Origin of the sequence: Litoreibacter arenae DSM 19593 (assembly GCF_000442275.2) — a bacterium.
GTDB classification, from domain to species: Bacteria; Pseudomonadota; Alphaproteobacteria; order Rhodobacterales; family Rhodobacteraceae; genus Litoreibacter; species Litoreibacter arenae.
Map to the genome: position 1 here is coordinate 932,889 of NZ_KE557306.1, position 18,590 is coordinate 951,478.

Here is an 18,590-nt window from a genome sequence, read left to right on the forward strand (position 1 = left end):
CGTTCCCTCCCCTTTACCGTTGCAGCGCGAAGCATGGCTGCCACGGCCCTAAATGTAGTCGTCCGTCCGACGCCGCACCGGTGGAGCCAAGCTCCGTCCCGATAGCCACCCAATTACCCGCAGGCATGTCCAGCGTGGAGGGCGTGTCCGACAGGTTGAAGGCGCAGAAGATGGTCTGGCCCTTGTAGCTGCGTGTGAAGCTGAGCACGTCGCCTTGCGCCATCAGGTTTGCGTGGCTGCCCTTCACCAGCGCCGGATGCGTGCGGCGGAAGGCCAGCGCGCGGCGGTAGTGGTGCAGCGGCGCGGCGGGATCATGTTCCTGGGTCTCGACCGAGCGCATCACATGGTCGTGGCTCACCGGCAACCAAGGTTGTGCTGCGGAGAAACCGCCATTCTGGTTGGACGGCTCCCAGACCATCGGCGTGCGGCAGCCGTCGCGGCCTTTGAACTCCGGCCAGAACTCGATGCCATAGGGGTCTTGCAGGTCCTCGAAGGCCACATCGGCCTCGGGCAGGCCCAACTCTTCGCCCTGATAGAGGCACAGCGAGCCGCGCAGGGCGATCATCATCGTGGTGTAGCAGCGATGTGCGGCGGGCGTCAGGTTCCAGCGGGTCGTGTGGCGGATCACGTCATGGTTGGAGAACGCCCAGCAGGCCCAGCCATCAGGCGCGGCCGCGTCCAAACGCGTCATGGTTTCCACAACGCGGGATGCGGTCAGCTTCTCGGCGGAGAGGAACTCGAACGCGTAGCACATATGCACATGGTCATCGCCCGCAGTGTACTCGCCAAGAAGTTCCAAGCCGCGCTGCGCGTCACCGACCTCGCCCACCGACGTCGTCGCGGGGTACTCGTCCAGCAACGCGCGGTAGCTTTTGAGGAAGGCGAGATTTTCGGGCTGGTTCTTGGAATACAGGTGCTCCTGATGGTTATACGGGTTCACCGACGGCGCAATGGTGGCGTTGCGCTTTTCGGGCGGCAGCGCGGGGTTGTCGCGCAATTCCTTGTCGGCGAAATAGAAGTTGATCGTATCCAGCCGGAAACCGTCCACGCCACGATCCAGCCAGAAGCGGGTCACGTCCAGAAGCGCGTCCTGCACCTCCATATTGTGGAAGTTCAGGTCGGGTTGCGAGACGAGGAAGTTGTGCAAATAATACTGCTCGCGCCGCGCGTCCCAGTGCCACGCGGGGCCACCGAAGATCGACAGCCAGTTGTTGGGCGGCGTGCCATCGGGCTTGGGGTCGGCCCAGACATACCAGTCGGCCTTGTCGTTGTCGCGGCTGGCGCGGCTTTCCTGAAACCACGGGTGCTGGTCGGAGGTGTGCGACAGCACAAGGTCGATCATCACCTTCAGCCCGCGCTCATGCGCGGCCTCGATCAGTGCATCGAAATCACTGAGCTGGCCGAACATCGGGTCAACGTCGCAATAATCGCTGACGTCATAGCCGAAATCTTTCATAGGCGAGGTGAAGAACGGCGAAATCCAGATCGCATCCACGCCAAGCGAGGCGATATAGGGAATGCGAGAGACGATGCCGAGCAGATCCCCCACCCCGTCGCCATTGCTGTCCTGAAAGCTGCGCGGGTAAATCTGGTAGATCACCGCCCCGCGCCACCAGTCCTTGTCGGCGGCAGAAGCGGCTTTCAGCTTGGGGTCCATTTTCGTCATGGGGTTCGTATCCTATTTGACGGAGCCGGCCAGCAGACCGCGCACCAGATAGCGTTGCATTGTGAAGAAGACGATCAGCGGCACGGCGATCGAAATGAAAGCCGCAGCTGCAAGAATACCCCAGTCGCCACCCTTGGACCCCAGCAGGTCATCGGCGATCTTGACGGTCATGACCCACGATTCCGAGTTCGACGGCAGGAACACCTTGGCCACCAGCAGATCGTTCCATGTCCACAGGAACTGGAAGATGGCGAAGCTGGCCAGCGCGGGGAAGCTCAGCGGCAGCACGATCTTGGTGAACACCTGAAAGTCCGTGGCCCCGTCAACCTTGGCGCTCTCGATAATGTCGCGCGGCAGGCCGACCATGTAGTTTCGGAGCAGGTATATGGCGAGCGGCAGTCCGAAGCCGGTATGCGCCATCCAGATGCCAAGGAAGCTCTGCCCGATGCCCACCTTGTTGTGCAATGTCAGCAGCGGCACCAGTGCCAGTTGCAGCGGCACGACCAGCAGGCCGACGACCAGCGCGATCAGGAAGCCGCGCCCTTTGAAATCCATCCATGCCAGCGCATAGGCGGCGAAGGCCGCGATCAGGATCGGGATGATTGTGGCCGGAATGGTCACCGTCAGCGTGTTGATGAACGCGCGGTCCATGTTGTCCGACGCCATAATGGTCCGGTAATTGTCCAGCGAGAAATCCGGCGGCGACGCGGCGGCAAAGTAAATCGACGGGTCGCGGGTGATCTCCTCCGGTGAGGTGTAGATATACGAGCCATCCGATTGCACCGTCAGGGTGCGGTCGCGGGTCAGCTGTGCCGTCTCTCCCGCCTTGAACTCGGTCGGTGCGGCGCGCTTGCCGCCGAAGCGGGACACTTTGCCGGAGCCTTCGCCGAACACATTGCCGGTGATGGTGTTCACCCCGCCATCCGCCGTGGCGTCGTCTGCGGGGGCCTTGACCTGATAGTTCTCCGACACCGGGAACGGAGACAGCCACCAGCCCGTCGCGCTGATCTGGTCGCGGTCGCGGAAGGAAGACACCAGCAGGCCCACGGTCGGGATAAGCCACAACACGACCAGCAACACGACCGAGATATTCACGGCCCACGAGAGGGAGGATTTGGTTCCGGCGATGTTGTCCATTACTTCATCTCCTGACGGGCTTGGCGGATGTTCCAGATCATAACCGGCAGCACGATAATCATGATCACGAAGGCCACCGCCGTGGCGCGTCCGTCATCGCGGAACATGTAGGCCATCATGTAGCTGGGCAGGATTTCCGTGCCGAAATTGCCGCCGGTCATGGTGTAGACGATGTCGAACACCTTCAGCACAAGGATGGTGATGGTGGTCCAGACAACGACGATGGTGCCCATGATCTGCGGCACCTTGATCTTGAAGAATATCTGGAACGGGTTGGCGCCGTCGATGATGGCGGCCTCGATGGTCTCCTCGGGGATGCCGCGCAGGGCGGCGCTGAGGATCACCATGGCAAAGCCCGTTTGTATCCACACAAGGATGAACATCAGGAAAAAGTTGTTCCAGAACGGCAGTTGCAGCGGGTCCAGCGGGGCCGCACCAAACACGTCACGAATGGCGTTAATCAGGCCGATATCGGGGTTGTTTGCGTAGACGAATTTCCAGATCAGCGACGCGCCCACGAAGGAGATCGCCATGGGCATGAAGATCAGCGACTTGGCGATGTTGCCCCATGACAGCCGGTCGGTCAGCTGCGCGACCAGCAGGCCAAGGAAGGTGGCGGAGGCGGGCACCACCAGCACCCACAGGAAGTTGTTGAGTAGCGCGGTCTGGAAGCCGTCATCGCCGAACATGGTCGTGTAGTTGCCGAAACCTATGAACTCGTCCCCGCTGCGGTTGAACAGCGAGCGGTAGAAGGAGCCGACCACCGGATAGACCAGATACAGCCCCAATGCGGCGAGCGCGGGAAACAGGAACAGCCACGGGCGCACCATATTGGCGCGATTTATGTTCTTGCCGGGGTTCTTAGCCTGGGTCGGGAAGATGACCTTATCGAGGATCAGGTTCGACGCGTAGAAGTAGCCCACGCAGCCGCCCACGCCGATAAGGATGGTGAGCATACCTTGGATCAATGGTGACATGGCGCGGTCCTTCGATAAGGGGAAGCGGTCGGGCCGCGAGGGATCACGCCCCTCGCGGCTATTGCTTTAGCGTTTACTGAATCGCGTCCCAGCGGTCCTGAATGCCCTTCGCCACCTCGGCGGCGTCAGCACCGGTGACGTAGTCGACCATGCCGGTCCAGAACGCCCCTGCCCCGATCTCGCCCGGCATCAGGTCGGACGCGTCAAAGCGGAAAGTCGTCGCATTCAGCAGGATGTCACCCTGCGCCTTGAGGCTCTCGCTCTCGTAGGCGTCGGTGTTCACGCCTGCATGTGGCGTCAGGAAGCCGCCTTGTGCCATCCACATCTCATGCGCGATGGGCAGCTTCAGAAAGTCGATGAACGCATTTGCCGCGTCGGACGGGTTGGTGATCGCGAACAGCGTCCCTGCCCCCAGCACCGGCTTGCCCAGATCCTTGCTCTCATATGCGGGGAAGTAGAAGAAATCCACGTCCTGCCCCATTTCGGTGCCTTCAGGGAAGAAAGCCGGAATGAAAGACGCCTGACGGTGCATATAGCATTTCGGCGGAATCTCGAACAAACCGCCCGGGCTGTCGCGGAAGTCGGTAGAGGCCACAGCCGCAGCACCACCGTCCACATAGTCGTCATTGCGGGCAAACGCGCCGAATTCCTCTATCGCGGCGATCACTTTGGGGTCGTCAAACTTCAGCTCGTTGGCAACCCATGCGTCATAGTCTTCGGGCGAGTTGGTGCGCAGCATCATGTCCTCGACCCAGTCGGTCGCGGGCCAGCCGGTGGCCGCACCCGACCCCAGACCGATACACCATGGCGTGCCGCCATCCTCGACGATCTGGTCGGTCAGTGCCTTCAGATCCTCCATGGTTTCGGGGATATCATAGCCGCTTTCGTCAAAGGCCTCGGGCGAATACCAGACCAGCGACTTCACATCCACGCGGTAGAACATGCCATACAGCTCGTCTGCGCCATCCGCGTTGGCGTAGGTCCCCAGATCGACCCAAGACTGACCGGCGGCGAAGTTGTCGCGGACCCACTCGGCGGTGCCGTCAGGCAGCGGGGTCAGCAGGCCCTGGCTCGCCATGTCGGCGGCAAGACCGGGTTGCGGGAACACGGCAAGGTTCGGCGCGGAGCCGGAGCGTGCGGACACCACGATATCCTGCTCGAAGCTGTCGGAGCCGGAATAGCTCGCCGTGGCCCCCGTGGCCTCGTTGAAATAGGCGAGGATCTTTTCGACCTTTTCCTTCTCATTGCCGGTCCACGGTCCCGTAATCGTCACCGTCTGGCCCGACAGGTCGGTCGCGTCTGCATAGGCGTTATAGCTGTCCCATGTGAAGTCGCCGCCTTCCATGCCAAAGGCGAGATGGCCATCCGCGAACGCTGCGGCGCTGCTCAGCGCGACAATGGCGGCCGAGGTGTATAGAGTAGATTTCATGAGTTCCTCCCGGTTTCGGCGTGTGCTTCGCCGTAAATATCTAACGCGCCGGAGAATCGTTTTCCAAAGCGCTTTGGATATCTGCAAAAGTGAAGCAGCAACGTTCCTCTGTCAACAAATCCCGGAGGCGAGGTAATGTTTTCCTTATCTTTTCTGCGCCTGCACAGTAAATTTCCGCGATGCGGCGTTGACTTTGTGCTTTGACCACTGTTGCAACTGTCCTTAAGAATTAAGGAAAAGCTCAAAGCGCTTTGACAACCATTCAGGGATTGGCCACGATGAATTTGCGAGAACTGTCAGACCTGCTTGGCTTGTCCCAGACAACGGTCAGCCGCGCGTTGAACGGCTATCCTGAAGTCAGAGAAGCCACCCGCAAGCGCGTAGCAGAGGCCGCGAAGGCCCACAATTACCACCCCAATACCCGCGCCAAAAGCCTTGCCACGGGCCGCACCATGTCAATCGGCCATGTGATTCCGCTGTCTAGCCAGCATGAAATGGTAAATTGCGTGTTCTCCGACTTCATCGCCGGCGCGGGCGAGTCCTATGCACGGCGCGGCTACGATATGCGTGTCTCCGTCGTTGACGATGCCGAGGAGGCGGAAGCCTATATGCGTCTGGCCCAAACCGGCAAGGTGGATGGCGTGATCGTCCACGGCCCGCGCCTTGATGACGAGCGTATCCCCTTGCTGCACAACCTTGGTCTGCCCTTCGTGGTGCATGGACGCTCCACCAATTGCGAGACGCCCTATAGCTGGCTCGACGTCAACAACCGCTCCGCCTTCCGGCGCGCCACGGATTTCCTGCTTGATCTGGGGCACAGGCGCTTCGGGCTGGTCAACGGCATCGAGGAGATGGACTTCGCCCACCGCCGCCGCGACGGCTATACCAGCGCGTTGCAGGACCGTGGCATCGTCGTCGACCCCGCGCTCACCCACGCCTTCGAGATGACGGAGCCGTTCGGCTACGCCAAGACCTGCGAGATGCTGGACGGGGACGCACCGCCCACAGCGATCATCGCCTCCTCGCTCATTCCCGCTTTGGGTGTGCGCAGGGCGGTCGAGGAACGCGGGCTGGTCATGGGAAAAGACGTCTCGATCATCTGCTTTGACGACGCGCTGTCTTACTTGCCCAACGGTGCCGGATCACCGATTTTCACCGCCACCCGGTCCTCGGTCCGCGACGCCGGACGGCGCTGCGGCGAGATGCTGATGGACCAGATCGAGGGCCAGACCACCGACCCCGTGCACGAGCTATGGGAGGCGGAGCTGGTCGTCGGCGGCTCCACCGGCCCTGCCCCTATGGCGACATGATGGATCATAAACGCTCCGACTTCCCCGACGGCTTCCTGTTTGCCGCGGCGACCTCCGCCTACCAGATCGAAGGTCACAGCTTCGGCGGTGCGGGGCGCACCCACTGGGACGACTTCGCCGCGACGCCGGGCAATGTGGTTCGCGCCGAAAACGGCGCTGTCGCCTGCGACCACTACCACCGCTACACGCAGGATCTGGACCTGATGGCGGCGATGGGGCTGGACGCCTACCGCTTTTCGACCTCATGGGCGCGGGTCATGCCGGAGGGGCGCGGAACGCCCAACCCGCAAGGCTTGGATTTCTACGACCGCCTCGTCGACGCCATGCTGGAGCGCGGCCTGAAGCCCATGGCCACGCTCTACCACTGGGAGCTGCCCTCGCCGCTGGCCGACCTTGGCGGCTGGCGCAATCCCGACCTGCCCAAATGGTTCGCCGACTACACCCGCGTCATCATGGACCGTATCGGGGACCGCATGTTCTCGGTGGCGCCGATCAACGAGCCGTGGTGCGTCGGCTGGCTCAGCCACTTCCTTGGCCACCACGCCCCCGGCCTGCGCGACATCCGCGCCACGGCCCACGCAATGCATCATGTCCTGTGCGCCCATGGCCGCGCGGTGGAGGTGCTGCGCGACTTGGGCGTCTCCAATGTCGGCGCGGTCTGCAACTTCGAATTCGCCCACCCCGCAACGGACAGCGATGCCGACCGCGACGCAGCGGCGCTCTATGACGGTTATTACAACCGCTTCTTCCTTGGCGGGCTGTTCAACGGTGCTTACCCCTCGGACGTCATGGAGGGGCTGGAGCCGCATATGCCGAAGGGCTGGCAGGACGACTTCCCCCTGATTGGCCAGAAGATCGACTGGCTGGGGCTGAACTACTACACCTGCAAGCGCATCGCCGCGACGGATGGCGCGTGGCCTGCGCATGAGGAAGTCGAAGGCCCGCTGCCCAAAACCCAGATGGGTTGGGAGGTTTACCCCGACGGCCTGCACCATTTCCTGACATGGGTGCATCAGCACTACACCAAGGGCCTGCCGCTCTTTGTCACTGAAAACGGCATGGCGAACCCCGACACGCCGGATCAGCCGGACACTGCCCGCATTGACTACCTGAACCAGCATCTCGCCGCCGCGCGCCGCGCCATTGCCGACGGTGTGCCGCTGCGCGGCTACACGTTCTGGTCGCTGATGGACAATTATGAATGGGCCTTGGGCTACGAGAAGCGCTTCGGCCTGGTCCATGTGGATTTCGACACGCTTGAACGCACGCCAAAAGCCTCCTACCACGCGCTAGCCCGCGCCTTGAAGGACTGACCCATGACCCGCCCCGCAAACCATTATTCCCTCGTCGCCGATATCGGCGGCACCAACACTCGCGTGGCTTTGGCCGAAAGGACACGGCTGCTGACAGACACGGTGACACGCTATGCCAACACCGATTATGCGGGGCTTGAATCGGTGCTGCGTGTGTTCATCGAAGACCAGAAGGTCGACTGCAAGGCCGCCTGTGTCGCCCTTGCAGGGCCGGTGAAGGACGGGCGCGGCTCGATGACCAATCTGGACTGGGAACTGGACGAGGCCACCCTCGCCCGGGCCACCAAGGCCGAAACCGCCCGCCTGTTGAACGATTTGCAGGCGCAAGGCCACGCCTTGGGCTCGCTGGCAGACGGGGCGGTGACGCGGCTGGTCGCCGCGCATGATAGCGACCCCGACCCGAACGCCACGAAACTGGTGATCGGCGTCGGCACCGGCTTCAACATCGCGCCCGTGTTCGAGACCCGCTGGGGTCGCCACGTGCCCCCGTCCGAAAGCGGTCACGCCAACCTGCCCCTGCGCTCCGAGGCCGAGTTGCGGCTGGCGCAATCCTTCGAGACCGCCCACGGCTTCCCCGCGGTCGAGGACATGATGTCCGGTCGCGGGCTGGAGCGTGTTTACGCATGGCTGGGCCGCGAGGCCGGAGACCCCCGCGAGGCCCGCGCCGCGCAGATCATGGCGGGCTTCGAGGACCGCTCCGACCCGCGCGCGCGCGAAGCGGCAGAGATGTTCGTCCGGATGCTCGGCACCGTGGCCGGCAACCTGTCCCTGATCCACCTGCCGTTCGGCGGGGTGTTCTTCTCAGGCGGGGTGGCACGAGCATTCGCCAAACATTTCGCCACTCTTGGCTTTGCCGACGCGTTCCGCGACAAGGGCCGCTTCGCAGGATTCATGGGCAATTTCGAGGTCAGCGTGATCGAAGACGACTACGCCGCGCTCACAGGCTGCGCGAACTATCTGGCGGCCCGTATCTGAGGCGAAAAAGCCCTCAGGACGCGGGCGAATCCAGCGCGTGCAATCGTAGCTTCAGGCAATCCAAAACCCCGTTTCACGGGTGTGAAATCTGTTTCACACCTTATTCACGCCTCATAACTCGCTGATATTACGTGATATCTACTCACAGGCTTACGTTAAGGTTAACTCCACCCTTGATCGGTTTACGGGGAATATCGCAGGATTTTCCCCATAGCGGAAAGTTAACCGCTTTATTTGATGACGTAACTCTACTTTCCGCCCGGCCGCGCTGCTATCGACGAGGATTTTCCCTTTGCAGGCCGTCGGGCATCACGCGCTCCGCGTGGCAACACATCGGTGCCCCCCAGCACCAGGTCCCTAGGTGTTGCTGCGTTTGATCCTCCGGTCGTGGCTCTCCCGCACGACCGGAGGATCTGCGGGCGTCTCGGGGTGAAGCGCCTGTTGGCACTGGCCGCGCAAACAGGTGGCATCGGAGGCATCTCTCGCAATTTTCCACAAATCTCAATTTCTCGGCTAGGGTGATAAAAACGAATGAAGACCGACACCATCAAACCGCGCGAATTTTGATCCGGAGTACGTCCCATGCCGCTAGACCCCGCCTCGACCGAGATCGGCTTTTTCCGCTCCTCCGAGAGCCGTGACAGCAAATACGATCCCGCTGCGATCGGCCTTGCCTTCTCGGGTGGCGGTTACCGGGCGTCGCTGTTTCATGCAGGTTCTATCATCCGGCTAAACGAGTTGGGCATCCTGTCGAAAGCGTCCCGCATCGCGTCGGTCTCCGGCGGCTCGATCACCACGGGCATTCTGGCGATGAACTGGGACAAGATCGACTGGAACGGCAAGTCCGAAGGCGTCGCCACCCATGACGACATGACCGAGCACTTCATCAGGCCGCTGATGGACGCCACCTCCCGCAGCATCGACGTGGGCGTGTCGATCCTTGGTTTCGTGCCGGGCATCTCGGGCGGCAACCAGCTGGCGCGGACCTATGACAAGCACATCTTCCACGACGCCAAGCTCAACTCCATCACATCCAGCCGCCGCTTCCTGTTCTGCGCGGCGAACCTGCAAACCGGCGGGTTGGTGCGGTTCACCAAGGAATATGTGGCCGACTGGAAGGCGTTTTTCTCCACGACGCAAACCATAAAACTCAGCGAAGCGGTCGCGGCGTCCTCGGGCTTCCCGCCCTTCCTGGCCCCCTTGCGTCTGGACCTCAGCGGCGAAACCGTCAACGCCCCCGCAGGCGCGATCTACGACAACGAGGCCCTGCGCAGAAAGCCGGTGCTGGTCGATGGCGGCGTCTATGACAATATCGGGCTGGAGCCGATCTGGAAGCGTTGCGGTATCCTGATCGCGTCCAACGCGGGCTCCAACAACCCGGCCAAGGTGTCGCAATTCCGGCTGGGAATGATGTTACGCGTGGTCAACACCTTCCTCGATGTGTCGGTGAACTGGCGCGAGCGGATGCTGGTCAACATGTTCCGCAACCAGTTGGCCGACGGGCTGAAGGAACGCAACGGCGCGTTCTGGACGATCCAGACGCCGACGAAATATCTGGCATGGGACGGGTTCAAGGCCAGCCCCGCGCAACTGAAACAAGCCGCAGCCATGGCGACCCGGCTCAAGAAATTCCCGATGGATGACCAACGCGCGGTGGTGCTCGCGGGCTATTCCTATGCGGATGGCACGATCCGCAAATACCTGATGCCAGAGGCCCCTGCCCCTGACAAAGCGCCGCTTTTGCCATGATGTCGGAATTCCGGCCGCCGCGCAGGCTTCAGGTCTTCGCCTTCGATCCCTCCACCGCGCGCAGCTTCGCTGACAGCGACGCGCGCACGGTCACGATCACGCTGCCCTACGAGCTGGACCCGCAGGAGCTGGGCAAACCCTTCTACGGCCCGCGCGGCAAATACGTTGAGGTGGTCGATTACGACCCCGCCAGCGGCGCGTTCTACGCGCCGGTCAACCTCAATGACGACGCGGTTTTGTTCAATGACGGGCTGACCCCCTCGCCGGAGAACCCGCAATTCCACCAGCAAATGGTCTATGCGGTCTCCATGAACACCATCGCCGCCTTCGAGGAGGCTCTGGGCCGCGTCATCCAGTGGGCGCCGACCGAGGTCTCCGAGAACGGCGAAACCCGCTACGATTTCACCCGCCGCCTGCGCATCTACCCTCACGCCCTGCGCGAGGCGAATGCCTATTACAACCCCGACAAAAAGGCGTTGCTGTTCGGCTATTTCACCGCCGGGCCGGACAGCACCAGTGCGCCCTCCGGCACCACCGTGTTCACCTGCCTGAGCCACGACATCATCGTGCACGAAACCGTCCACGCCATCCTCGACGGGTTGCACCCCACCTTTGCCGAGGATTCCAACCCCGACATGCGCGCGCTGCACGAGGCGTTCGCCGACATCATCGCGCTGTTTCAACTGTTCTCGTTCCCTTCCGTGCTGGAAGGCCAGATCGCCAAGACCCGAGGCGACCTCAGCCGCCAGAACCTGCTGGGAGAACTGGCGCAGGAATTCGGCAAAGCGGTCGGGCGCGGCTGCGCGTTGCGGGATTTTCTGGGCGGGTATAACGAGCACGGCGTCTGGGTCGCCCAAGACCCCGACCCGACCAAGCTGCGCGACGCCGACGGCCCCCACGCACGCGGTGCGATATTGGTCGCCGCCGCGTTCCGCGCCTTTCTGACGATCTACAAGACCCGTGTCGGCGACCTGTTCCGCATCGCGTCGGGCGGCTCCGGCGTGCTGCGCGACGGCACCATCGACCCCGACCTCAAGCGCCGCCTGGCCGCCGAGGCCGCTCAATGCGCCCGCCGCGTCATGCGCATCTGCATCCGCGCCATGGACTACATGCCGCCCGTCAACGTCACCTTCGGCGACTACCTGCGGGCCATCGTCACCGCCGACCGCGACCTGTTCCCCGAGGATACCCAAGGCTACCGTGCCGCGTTCATCGAAGCGTTCGCCAGCTGGGGCATCCTGCCCGCGAACCTGCCCACGATCTCGGAGCCGGCCTTGCGCTGGCCGACCCTTGCCGTCGCCGAGGCCGACCGGCAGGCCATGCGCGGCATATCGGAGGACATGGCCTGGCTCGACAAGATCCACTCCAATCTGGGCCTGATGCTGTCCCAGCCGCGCAAGATGCTGTCGCATCTGGCCAGCCCCATGATCGTCGATGGCAAGGAGCGCCGCGCGCGCTATCGCCGCGCGGTGGAGCAAGCCGAGGAGGAGTCCGAGCATGTGGGCTTGCTGATCCACGAGAACCTGACCCGCTTCAACGACGCCAGCACCACCATGACCGTGCGCAAGACGGGTCCGGCCAGCACCCTGAAGCTGGACGTAAACCTGCTGGAGGTCGATGACAGCCGCGACCGCGAGATCGGCTACCACGCGTCCGCCTATTACCAGCGGCTGTTGTGGCTCCTGATGAACTCCGCCAGTTCGCCCCGATTTGCCCAGCTCACCGGCCTGACCTTTTCGCGGGAGGCACCGGCCACCGTGCGCCGCTCGAAAATCACCGACCTGCCCTCGATCCATGTCGCCGCGCTGCGCATCGCACGCAGGCAAGGTCAGGGCGGCCAGCCGGAGCGGGAATACGTGATCGAGGTGATCCAGAGCAGGCGCGGCTATCTCGACCCCGAGCGTCAGGCTCATGAGGACGCCCGCCCTCCGGCGTCTGAGGACGCGGATCGCTCGTGCGACTTCCTGTTCCGCGCGGGCACCACGTTCCTCGTTGACGCCCGCAGCTTCCGCATCAGGCGGCTGATCCGCTCCGCCCATCCGGTCGACGATCCCGCAGGGCTCGCCATCGCCCGCACCTATGTCGACGGCACCGACGCGCAGGCGGCCAATGCGTTCCACTCGGGCCGCTCGTCCCGCGCGGCGGCCTTCGCCGACCTGCACCACCCGCCCCACATAAAGGACGGTTTCCGATGAATACCCCAGCGACCCCGCGCCTCAAGGCCCCGCGATCCGGCGTGCGCGTGCGCATGTACCGCCAGGGCCATGGCGACTGCTTTTTGCTGACTTTCCGTCGCTCGCGCGGGGGCAAGCCGTTCTTCATGCTGATCGACTGCGGGCGCAAAGGCGGCAGCACCCCCGCCGACCTGAAGGACAAGGGCATCAACAGCGATGACGTGATCGACGCGATCTGGAAGGACACCGGCGGACGCTTGGATGTGGTCGTGGTCACGCACGAGCATCAGGACCACGTCTCGGGCTTCCCGAAAAAGGGCGACGATGACCACCCGTTCTCCAAGTTCCACGTCGAGGACCTGTGGCTCGCCTGGACCGAGGACGGCACCGACCCCGACGCCAACCGCTACCGCGAGCTTTATGGCGACAAGCTGCTGACACTGGCGCTGGCGCATGAGAAGCTGCGAGCGTTGCAAGGCGTGGGCGCACCGGACGGTGTGGCCGACGAAATCGCGGAGTTTCTGGAACTGGAGACCGGCCACCGCACCGGCGCGGAAGTGCTGAAAGAGGCGGCCATCGAAGCAGGCGCCGCGCCGCGCGACATCGCGGCGGGGCCGGAACAGGCCTTTGCCGCCGCACGCAGCCTTGGCATCAGCGGCAAACGTTACAAGGAACGCCTTGCGGGGCTGCGGGCGATGGTCAAGGGCGAGATTAAATTCCTGTCGCCGGGTGACGCGCCGCTGACCTTGAAAGGCGTCAAAGGCGTGCGGGTCTTCCCGTTCGGCCCGCCACGGGATTTGCAACTGCTGACCAGCCTGGACCCCTATCAGGACGAAGAATTCCACCTCGGCCCCTTCGCCATGGGCGATGTCGGCGCGGGCCTCTTCGCGGCGTTCGCAGGTGGCGCGAACGGCGCAACCTCATCGCCGTTCGCACCGCGCTACGTGATCCCCGATGACACCATCACCGACGCGCTGGCCGAAGACGCGCCGCCGGAACGCGCCTACCTGTCGATGACCTATCTGGCCGAGGACGCCGCGTCCCGCCGGATCGACGGCGACTGGATGGGCGAGGCCGAGGCGCTGGCCCTGCGGCTCAATTCCGAGGTCAACAATACCTCGTTAGTGCTTGCTTTTGAACTGGAAAAGAGCGGTCGCACCCTGCTGTTCACCGGCGACGCGCAGCGTGGCTCCTGGGTGTCATGGGCCGATCTTTCGTGGGACGTGGCCGGCCAGACCGTCACCGCCAAAGACCTGCTGGCCCGCTGCACCTTCTACAAGGCGGGGCATCACGGCTCGCATAACGCGACGCTGAACGGCACGCTGGACAGCCCGCACGCCAACCTGAACTGGCTGGCCCAAGGCGACTACGCGCAGGATTTCGTCGCCATGGTGCCCAGCAACAAGACATGGGCATGGGGCAAGACACGCCCGTGGCGGCACCCGATGAAGGCGATTGAACACGCGCTGATCGACAAGGCGCGGTCCCGCGTGTTGATGATCGAGCCGCACGAGCCGGAACGCCATGACGCCCATGCGGGGCCGGAGTTCGACGCGATGTGGCAGGCCTTCCTCAAGCGCACCAAAGCCGAGGATGTCGCGGTGGAGCATGTGGTGGAAGACAAGCCCCCGGCTGCAACCACTTGAATATCACCCATCAACCCGCTGCGTTAAAACCATAAATCCAGTCCTGCTGACGCTGGATTGCCCCCACCGACAACCGCGACGCCGCCGCCATCGGCCCGTAGGTCGCCAACTGCCCCAGCCCCGTATGTCGGTGGAACATCCGCGCGTTTGAAGCCGAGCGTTCCTGCACCCGCGTCACCCGCGGCTTGCGCTTCGCTTCATAGGCCTGCACCGCGCGGGCGCGGTCCGGCTCGCCCGACAGCACGTCCGCCAGCACCACCGCATCCTCCAGCGCCATCACGGCACCTTGCGCCATCGACGGCAGCATCGGATGCGCCGCGTCACCCAGAAGCGTCACCGGCCCGTCACACCACGTCGCCAGTGGCGGGCGGCCATAGAGCGCCCAGCGGAACAGACCGTTCGACGCCTCCAACACCGCCCGCAGGCAAGGCTGCCATGCGCCGAAATCGGCCAACGCGTCCTCGATCTTGCCGGGGATCGACCAGCCCTCCTCGGTCCAGTCGTCCTGCTCGACAATGCCGACGAAATTGACGTAGGCACCGCCCCTCACCCGTGTCGTCACCGCATGTTTGCCCCGCCCCGCCCAGATCACACCGAACGGCGGCGGCGCAAGGTCACCCAACGCGGCAACCGGCACCACCGAGCGCCACGCGACATTGCCGGTGAACCGCGCCCGGTCCGCACCACACATCTGCTGACGTATCTCGGACCGCACACCGTCCGCGCCGACCAACAGGTCGCCGAACACACGGTCGCCGCGTTCCAGATAGACCGACGCGCCGCCGCGCTCGCGCACATATCCGGTGATCTTCGCGCCCGTGCGCAACTGCGCCGAAGGCTGCGCATGCAGCGCCCGCGCCAGGGCGTTATGCAGGTCCGCACGGTGTATCTGGATAAACCGTTTGCCCCACCGCGCCTGCGCATAACCCTTCATCGGCAGGCGGAACACGCGGCGGCCGGTACGGCCCATGCGCAGCTCTATCGCCTCCGGCTCGAACAGGGTTTCCTCGATCATTGGCGTCACGCCCAGCCGGTCCAGCATGGCCATGCCGTTGGGGCTGACCTGAATGCCTGCGCCGACCTCGGCCAGTTCCGGTGCTTGTTCCAGCACCTCGACCTCCCAGCCGGTCTGCGCCAGTGCCAGCCCGCAGGCCAGCCCGCCAATACCGCCTCCCGCAATAACCGCGCGTCTTTTGGTCATGGAATTCGCTGCTCCGCTTTTGTTTTGAAGATTGATACGCAGGATACGGGTGGCGCGAAAGACCCCGACTGGCCATAGTGGCAAAACACCGCTGGAGCCGCCATGACCCTGCCCCTGATCCCGCTTGCCACCGTGCGCCACCACCACCTTGCGCGGCACCGCTTGTGCGAGGCCCCGACCGGTCCCGGCAAGGGCGCTGACTTGCAGCAGATGCTTGAGGATCTGACCTTCGTGCAGCTCGACAGCATCAACACGGTCGCCCGCGCGCATCACATGATCCTGCATGCCCGCCGTGCGAACTACCGCCCCAAGGCGCTGGACCGGATGCTGGCGGACCGCCATGTGTTCGAGCACTGGACGCACGACGCCTCAGCAATCCACATCGAGAACTTTGCCCATTGGCGGCTGAAATTTGCCCGCGATGCGGTCACGTTGAAGGCCCGCTACAAGAACTGGCGTCGGGCGGGCTATGATGAGAAATTCCAGACCATCCTGAAGCGTATCTCCGACCATGGGCCATGTTGCTCCGGCGATGTGGGGGAGGATGAGAAGAAAGGCTCCGGCGGCTGGTGGGACTGGCATCCGTCGAAAACCGCGCTGGAATATCTGTGGCGCTCGGCCGAATTGTCGGTGACGCGGCGCGAGGGTTTCCGCAAGTTCTACGACCTGACCGAAAGGGTGATCCCGCCGGAACATCTCAACGCGCGGTTCACCCCTGAAGAAACGGTTAACCACGCCTGCACCACCGCGCTGGACAATCTGGGCTTCGCCACCTCGGGCGAGATGGCGGCGTTCTGGGACATCATCACACCCGCCGAGGCCAAGGACTGGTGCGCAAGCGAACTGGCGCAAGGCGATCTGATCGAGGTCATGCTGGAGACCGCCCAAGGCAAGCCCCGCCGCTCCTTCGCGCGGCCCGACGTGCTGGACGTCCCGCTGATGGAGCCGACCAAGCGCATCCGCATCCTGTCCCCCTTCGACCCGGCGTTGCGCGACCGCAAGCGCACTGAACGGCTGTTCGACTTCCACTACCGCATCGAGGTCTTCGTGCCGGAGGCCAAGCGCAAATATGGCTACTACGTCTTCCCCGTGCTGGAAGGCGACCGCATCATCGGGCGCATCGACATGAAGGCCGACCGCGCGCGCAACACCATGGCGGTGCGGGCATTCTGGCCCGAGGCGGGCGTGCGCATGGGGTCCGGCCGCATCAAGGCGCTGACCACGGCCATCGGGCGCAGCGCAAAGCTGGCGGCAGTCGCTGACATCGAGTTCGCGGCGGATTGGCTGCGGTAAAAACTTGATCGGACTGCGTTTTCCGGCGATGAACGTCGCAGACCCGTACGGAGGCCCCATGACCGAGACCCAGTTGCGCGAGCAGATCTGCCTGCTTGCCAAATCCATGTTCGACCGTGGGCTGACCGGCGGCTCCACCGGTAATATCTCCGCCCGCACCGACGATGGCGGCTTGCTGGTCTCGCCCACCGGCACCTCCTTCGGGCGCCTGGACCCCGCCCGCCTGTCGCGGTTTGACGCGGGTGGCCAGTTGATCGACGGCGACCAGCCCACCAAGGAAATGCCGCTGCATTCCGCGTTCTACGACACCCGCTCCAACGCGGGGGCGGTGGTGCATCTGCATTCCTGCCACTCCGTCGCGTGGTCGCTGATGCCCGATGTGGACGAAGACAACTTCCTGCCGCCCCTGACGCCTTACGCGATCATGAAGCTGGGCCGCGTCAAGCTGCTGCCCTTCTTCCTGCCCGGCGATCCGGCGATGGGCGACGCGGTGCGCGGGCTGGCGGGCAAACGCTCGGCGGTGATGCTGGCCAATCACGGCCCCGTCGTGGCGGGCAAGGATATCGAGGCGGCGTGTAACGCCATCGAAGAGTTGGAAGACACCGCCCGCCTCGCTATCTTGATGCGCGGCTATGACGCCAAGGCACTGACGCCGGAACAGGTGCAAAACGTGGTCACCAAATTCAATGTGGAGTGGGACTGATGCTACAATTCTCGGCTAATCTGGGCTTTCTGTGGAACGACCTGCCCCTGCCCGACGCCATCCAAAAGGCCAAGGACGCGGGCTTCGTCGCGGTGGAATTGCACTGGCCCTACACCACGCCCTCCGCTGACGTGAAAGCCGCCTTGGACGAAACCGGCCTGCCCTGCCTCGGCCTCAACACGCAGCGCGGGGACGTCGCAGGCGGCGATAACGGCTGCGCGGCCATTCCGGGCCGCGAGGCGGAAGCACGCGGCTATATCGACGAGGCGCTGGCCTATGCCCGCGAGATCGGCGCGCCGAATGTGCATGTCATGGCGGGCTTCACCGACCGCAGCGCGGAGGCGAAAGCAACCTTCGCCCAGAACCTGCGCTACGCCTGCGCGCAGGCCGCCCTGACGCGGCGCACGATTCTGATCGAGCCGCTGAACAGCCGCGACGCCAAAGGCTACCACATCGGCACGGTGCCACAGGCGCAGGAGGCATTGACCGCCGTCGACCTGCCGAACCTGAAAATCATGTTCGACTGCTATCATTTGCAGATCATGCAGGGCGATCTGGCAAACCTGTTCGAGGGCTGCCGCGATCACATCGGCCACGTCCAGTTCGCCGCCGTCCCCGATCGCGGCGAGCCGGATAGCGGCGAGGTCGACTACACGCAGCTCTTGCCGGAACTGGCGCGGCTGGGCTGGGCCAGGCCCTTCGGCGCGGAATACAAACCGCGCGGGGCCATGGAAGACGGACTCGGCTGGATGCAATCCTACCGTTAAACGGGCGGTTCAGGGGTGAGATTTTGCGAACCTTCCCAGAAAACTGGCCCTTACGAAACAAAAATACCAAAATACCGCACCCAGAGACACAAAATTCAGCCAATTGGCGGTTGACCCCCCTGAATCGGCTGGTAATGTCCCCGCACACTCACGAAGGAGCATCCGGCATGGCCGATGTAGTCGTCATTCTAGTTAAGCGGTGCATGGGTCGGTAACGATACTCCATATCGGACCCCATGCGCCCCCGCCA

14 protein-coding genes are annotated in these 18,590 nt (G+C 63.6%); 9 read left to right on the plus strand and 5 right to left on the minus strand.

Going from position 1 to position 18,590, the window contains the following annotated elements:
• Positions 1-13 precede the first annotated feature (13 nt).
• The 4 genes from bglA to THALAR_RS04685 all read right to left on the minus strand — a co-directional run bounded on the left by bglA (position 14) and on the right by THALAR_RS04685 (position 5,209).
• Complete coding sequence (bglA, locus tag THALAR_RS04670; RefSeq protein WP_021100340.1) at positions 14-1,666, minus strand: beta-galactosidase BglA; 1,653 nt, start codon at positions 1,664-1,666, stop codon at positions 14-16.
• 12 nt (positions 1,667-1,678) lie between these two features.
• Positions 1,679-2,803 (minus strand): carbohydrate ABC transporter permease, encoded by a 1,125-nt coding sequence (locus THALAR_RS04675; protein ID WP_021100341.1) that lies wholly within the window; start codon positions 2,801-2,803, stop codon positions 1,679-1,681.
• Positions 2,803-3,780 carry a carbohydrate ABC transporter permease gene (locus tag THALAR_RS04680; protein ID WP_021100342.1) on the minus strand — a complete coding sequence of 326 codons (978 nt, stop codon included), beginning with the start codon at positions 3,778-3,780 and terminating at the stop codon, positions 2,803-2,805. The genes THALAR_RS04675 and THALAR_RS04680 overlap by 1 nt, the downstream gene beginning before the upstream one ends.
• 73 nt (positions 3,781-3,853) lie before the next feature.
• A complete protein-coding gene (locus THALAR_RS04685; RefSeq protein ID WP_021100343.1) occupies positions 3,854-5,209 on the minus strand; it encodes an ABC transporter substrate-binding protein in 1,356 nt (451 codons plus the stop codon).
• Between the two features lie 278 nt (positions 5,210-5,487).
• Between THALAR_RS04685 and THALAR_RS04690 the strand changes: the two genes are divergently transcribed.
• From THALAR_RS04690 to THALAR_RS04715, 6 genes are all read left to right on the plus strand, one after another.
• Positions 5,488-6,519, plus strand: a complete 1,032-nt coding sequence (locus THALAR_RS04690) for a substrate-binding domain-containing protein (RefSeq protein WP_021100344.1) — start codon at positions 5,488-5,490, stop codon at positions 6,517-6,519.
• Positions 6,519-7,832 (plus strand): GH1 family beta-glucosidase, encoded by a 1,314-nt coding sequence (locus THALAR_RS04695; RefSeq protein ID WP_021100345.1) that lies wholly within the window; start codon positions 6,519-6,521, stop codon positions 7,830-7,832. Before THALAR_RS04690 ends, THALAR_RS04695 begins: the two co-directional genes overlap by 1 nt.
• Positions 7,833-7,835: 3 nt before the next feature.
• Complete coding sequence (locus THALAR_RS04700) at positions 7,836-8,807, plus strand: glucokinase (RefSeq protein WP_021100346.1); 972 nt, start codon at positions 7,836-7,838, stop codon at positions 8,805-8,807.
• 582 nt (positions 8,808-9,389) lie between these two features.
• Positions 9,390-10,556: a patatin-like phospholipase family protein gene (locus THALAR_RS04705; RefSeq protein WP_021100347.1), complete on the plus strand. Its 1,167-nt coding sequence runs from the start codon at positions 9,390-9,392 to the stop codon at positions 10,554-10,556.
• Entirely contained in the window at positions 10,553-12,751 is a 2,199-nt protein-coding gene (locus THALAR_RS04710) for a gluzincin family metallopeptidase (protein WP_021100348.1), read from the plus strand. The genes THALAR_RS04705 and THALAR_RS04710 overlap by 4 nt, the downstream gene beginning before the upstream one ends.
• The gene (locus tag THALAR_RS04715) at positions 12,748-14,376 is read left to right on the plus strand and encodes a ComEC/Rec2 family competence protein (protein ID WP_021100349.1); all 1,629 of its coding nucleotides are present in this window, start codon (positions 12,748-12,750) and stop codon (positions 14,374-14,376) included. The genes THALAR_RS04710 and THALAR_RS04715 overlap by 4 nt, the downstream gene beginning before the upstream one ends.
• A gap of 10 nt (positions 14,377-14,386) precedes the next feature.
• Here the strand turns inward: THALAR_RS04715 and THALAR_RS04720 are convergent, their stop codons facing one another.
• On the minus strand, positions 14,387-15,577 hold the full coding sequence (locus THALAR_RS04720) for an FAD-dependent monooxygenase (RefSeq protein ID WP_021100350.1): 1,191 nt from the start codon (positions 15,575-15,577) through the stop codon (positions 14,387-14,389).
• 102 nt (positions 15,578-15,679) lie between these two features.
• Here THALAR_RS04720 and THALAR_RS04725 point away from each other — a divergent pair, with 102 nt between their 5' ends.
• The 3 genes from THALAR_RS04725 to THALAR_RS04735 are packed head-to-tail and all read left to right on the plus strand — an operon-like array spanning position 15,680 to position 18,340.
• Positions 15,680-16,870, plus strand: coding sequence for a winged helix-turn-helix domain-containing protein (locus THALAR_RS04725; RefSeq protein WP_021100351.1), 1,191 nt, complete (start codon positions 15,680-15,682; stop codon positions 16,868-16,870).
• Positions 16,871-16,928: 58 nt separating this feature from the next.
• Positions 16,929-17,573, plus strand: coding sequence for a 3-oxo-tetronate 4-phosphate decarboxylase (gene otnC, locus THALAR_RS04730; RefSeq protein ID WP_021100352.1), 645 nt, complete (start codon positions 16,929-16,931; stop codon positions 17,571-17,573).
• On the plus strand, positions 17,573-18,340 hold the full coding sequence (locus THALAR_RS04735) for a hydroxypyruvate isomerase family protein (protein WP_021100353.1): 768 nt from the start codon (positions 17,573-17,575) through the stop codon (positions 18,338-18,340). Before otnC ends, THALAR_RS04735 begins: the two co-directional genes overlap by 1 nt.
• The last annotated feature ends 250 nt before the right edge of the window (positions 18,341-18,590 follow it).

Bases quoted from the DNA above. Each gene is read 5' to 3' on its own strand.
- THALAR_RS04680 (WP_021100342.1), bottom strand. From the start codon at position 3,780: ATGTCACCATTGATCCAAGGTATGCTCACCATCCTTATCGGCGTGGGC.
- bglA (WP_021100340.1), bottom strand. From the start codon at position 1,666: ATGACGAAAATGGACCCCAAGCTGAAAGCCGCTTCTGCCGCCGACAAG.
- THALAR_RS04710 (WP_021100348.1), top strand. From the start codon at position 10,553: ATGATGTCGGAATTCCGGCCGCCGCGCAGGCTTCAGGTCTTCGCCTTC.
- THALAR_RS04705 (WP_021100347.1), top strand. From the start codon at position 9,390: ATGCCGCTAGACCCCGCCTCGACCGAGATCGGCTTTTTCCGCTCCTCC.
- THALAR_RS04720 (WP_021100350.1), bottom strand. From the start codon at position 15,577: ATGACCAAAAGACGCGCGGTTATTGCGGGAGGCGGTATTGGCGGGCTG.
- THALAR_RS04700 (WP_021100346.1), top strand. From the start codon at position 7,836: ATGACCCGCCCCGCAAACCATTATTCCCTCGTCGCCGATATCGGCGGC.
- THALAR_RS04735 (WP_021100353.1), top strand. From the start codon at position 17,573: ATGCTACAATTCTCGGCTAATCTGGGCTTTCTGTGGAACGACCTGCCC.
- THALAR_RS04675 (WP_021100341.1), bottom strand. From the start codon at position 2,803: ATGGACAACATCGCCGGAACCAAATCCTCCCTCTCGTGGGCCGTGAAT.
- otnC (WP_021100352.1), top strand. From the start codon at position 16,929: ATGACCGAGACCCAGTTGCGCGAGCAGATCTGCCTGCTTGCCAAATCC.
- THALAR_RS04695 (WP_021100345.1), top strand. From the start codon at position 6,519: ATGGATCATAAACGCTCCGACTTCCCCGACGGCTTCCTGTTTGCCGCG.
- THALAR_RS04685 (WP_021100343.1), bottom strand. From the start codon at position 5,209: ATGAAATCTACTCTATACACCTCGGCCGCCATTGTCGCGCTGAGCAGC.
- THALAR_RS04725 (WP_021100351.1), top strand. From the start codon at position 15,680: ATGACCCTGCCCCTGATCCCGCTTGCCACCGTGCGCCACCACCACCTT.
- THALAR_RS04715 (WP_021100349.1), top strand. From the start codon at position 12,748: ATGAATACCCCAGCGACCCCGCGCCTCAAGGCCCCGCGATCCGGCGTG.
- THALAR_RS04690 (WP_021100344.1), top strand. From the start codon at position 5,488: ATGAATTTGCGAGAACTGTCAGACCTGCTTGGCTTGTCCCAGACAACG.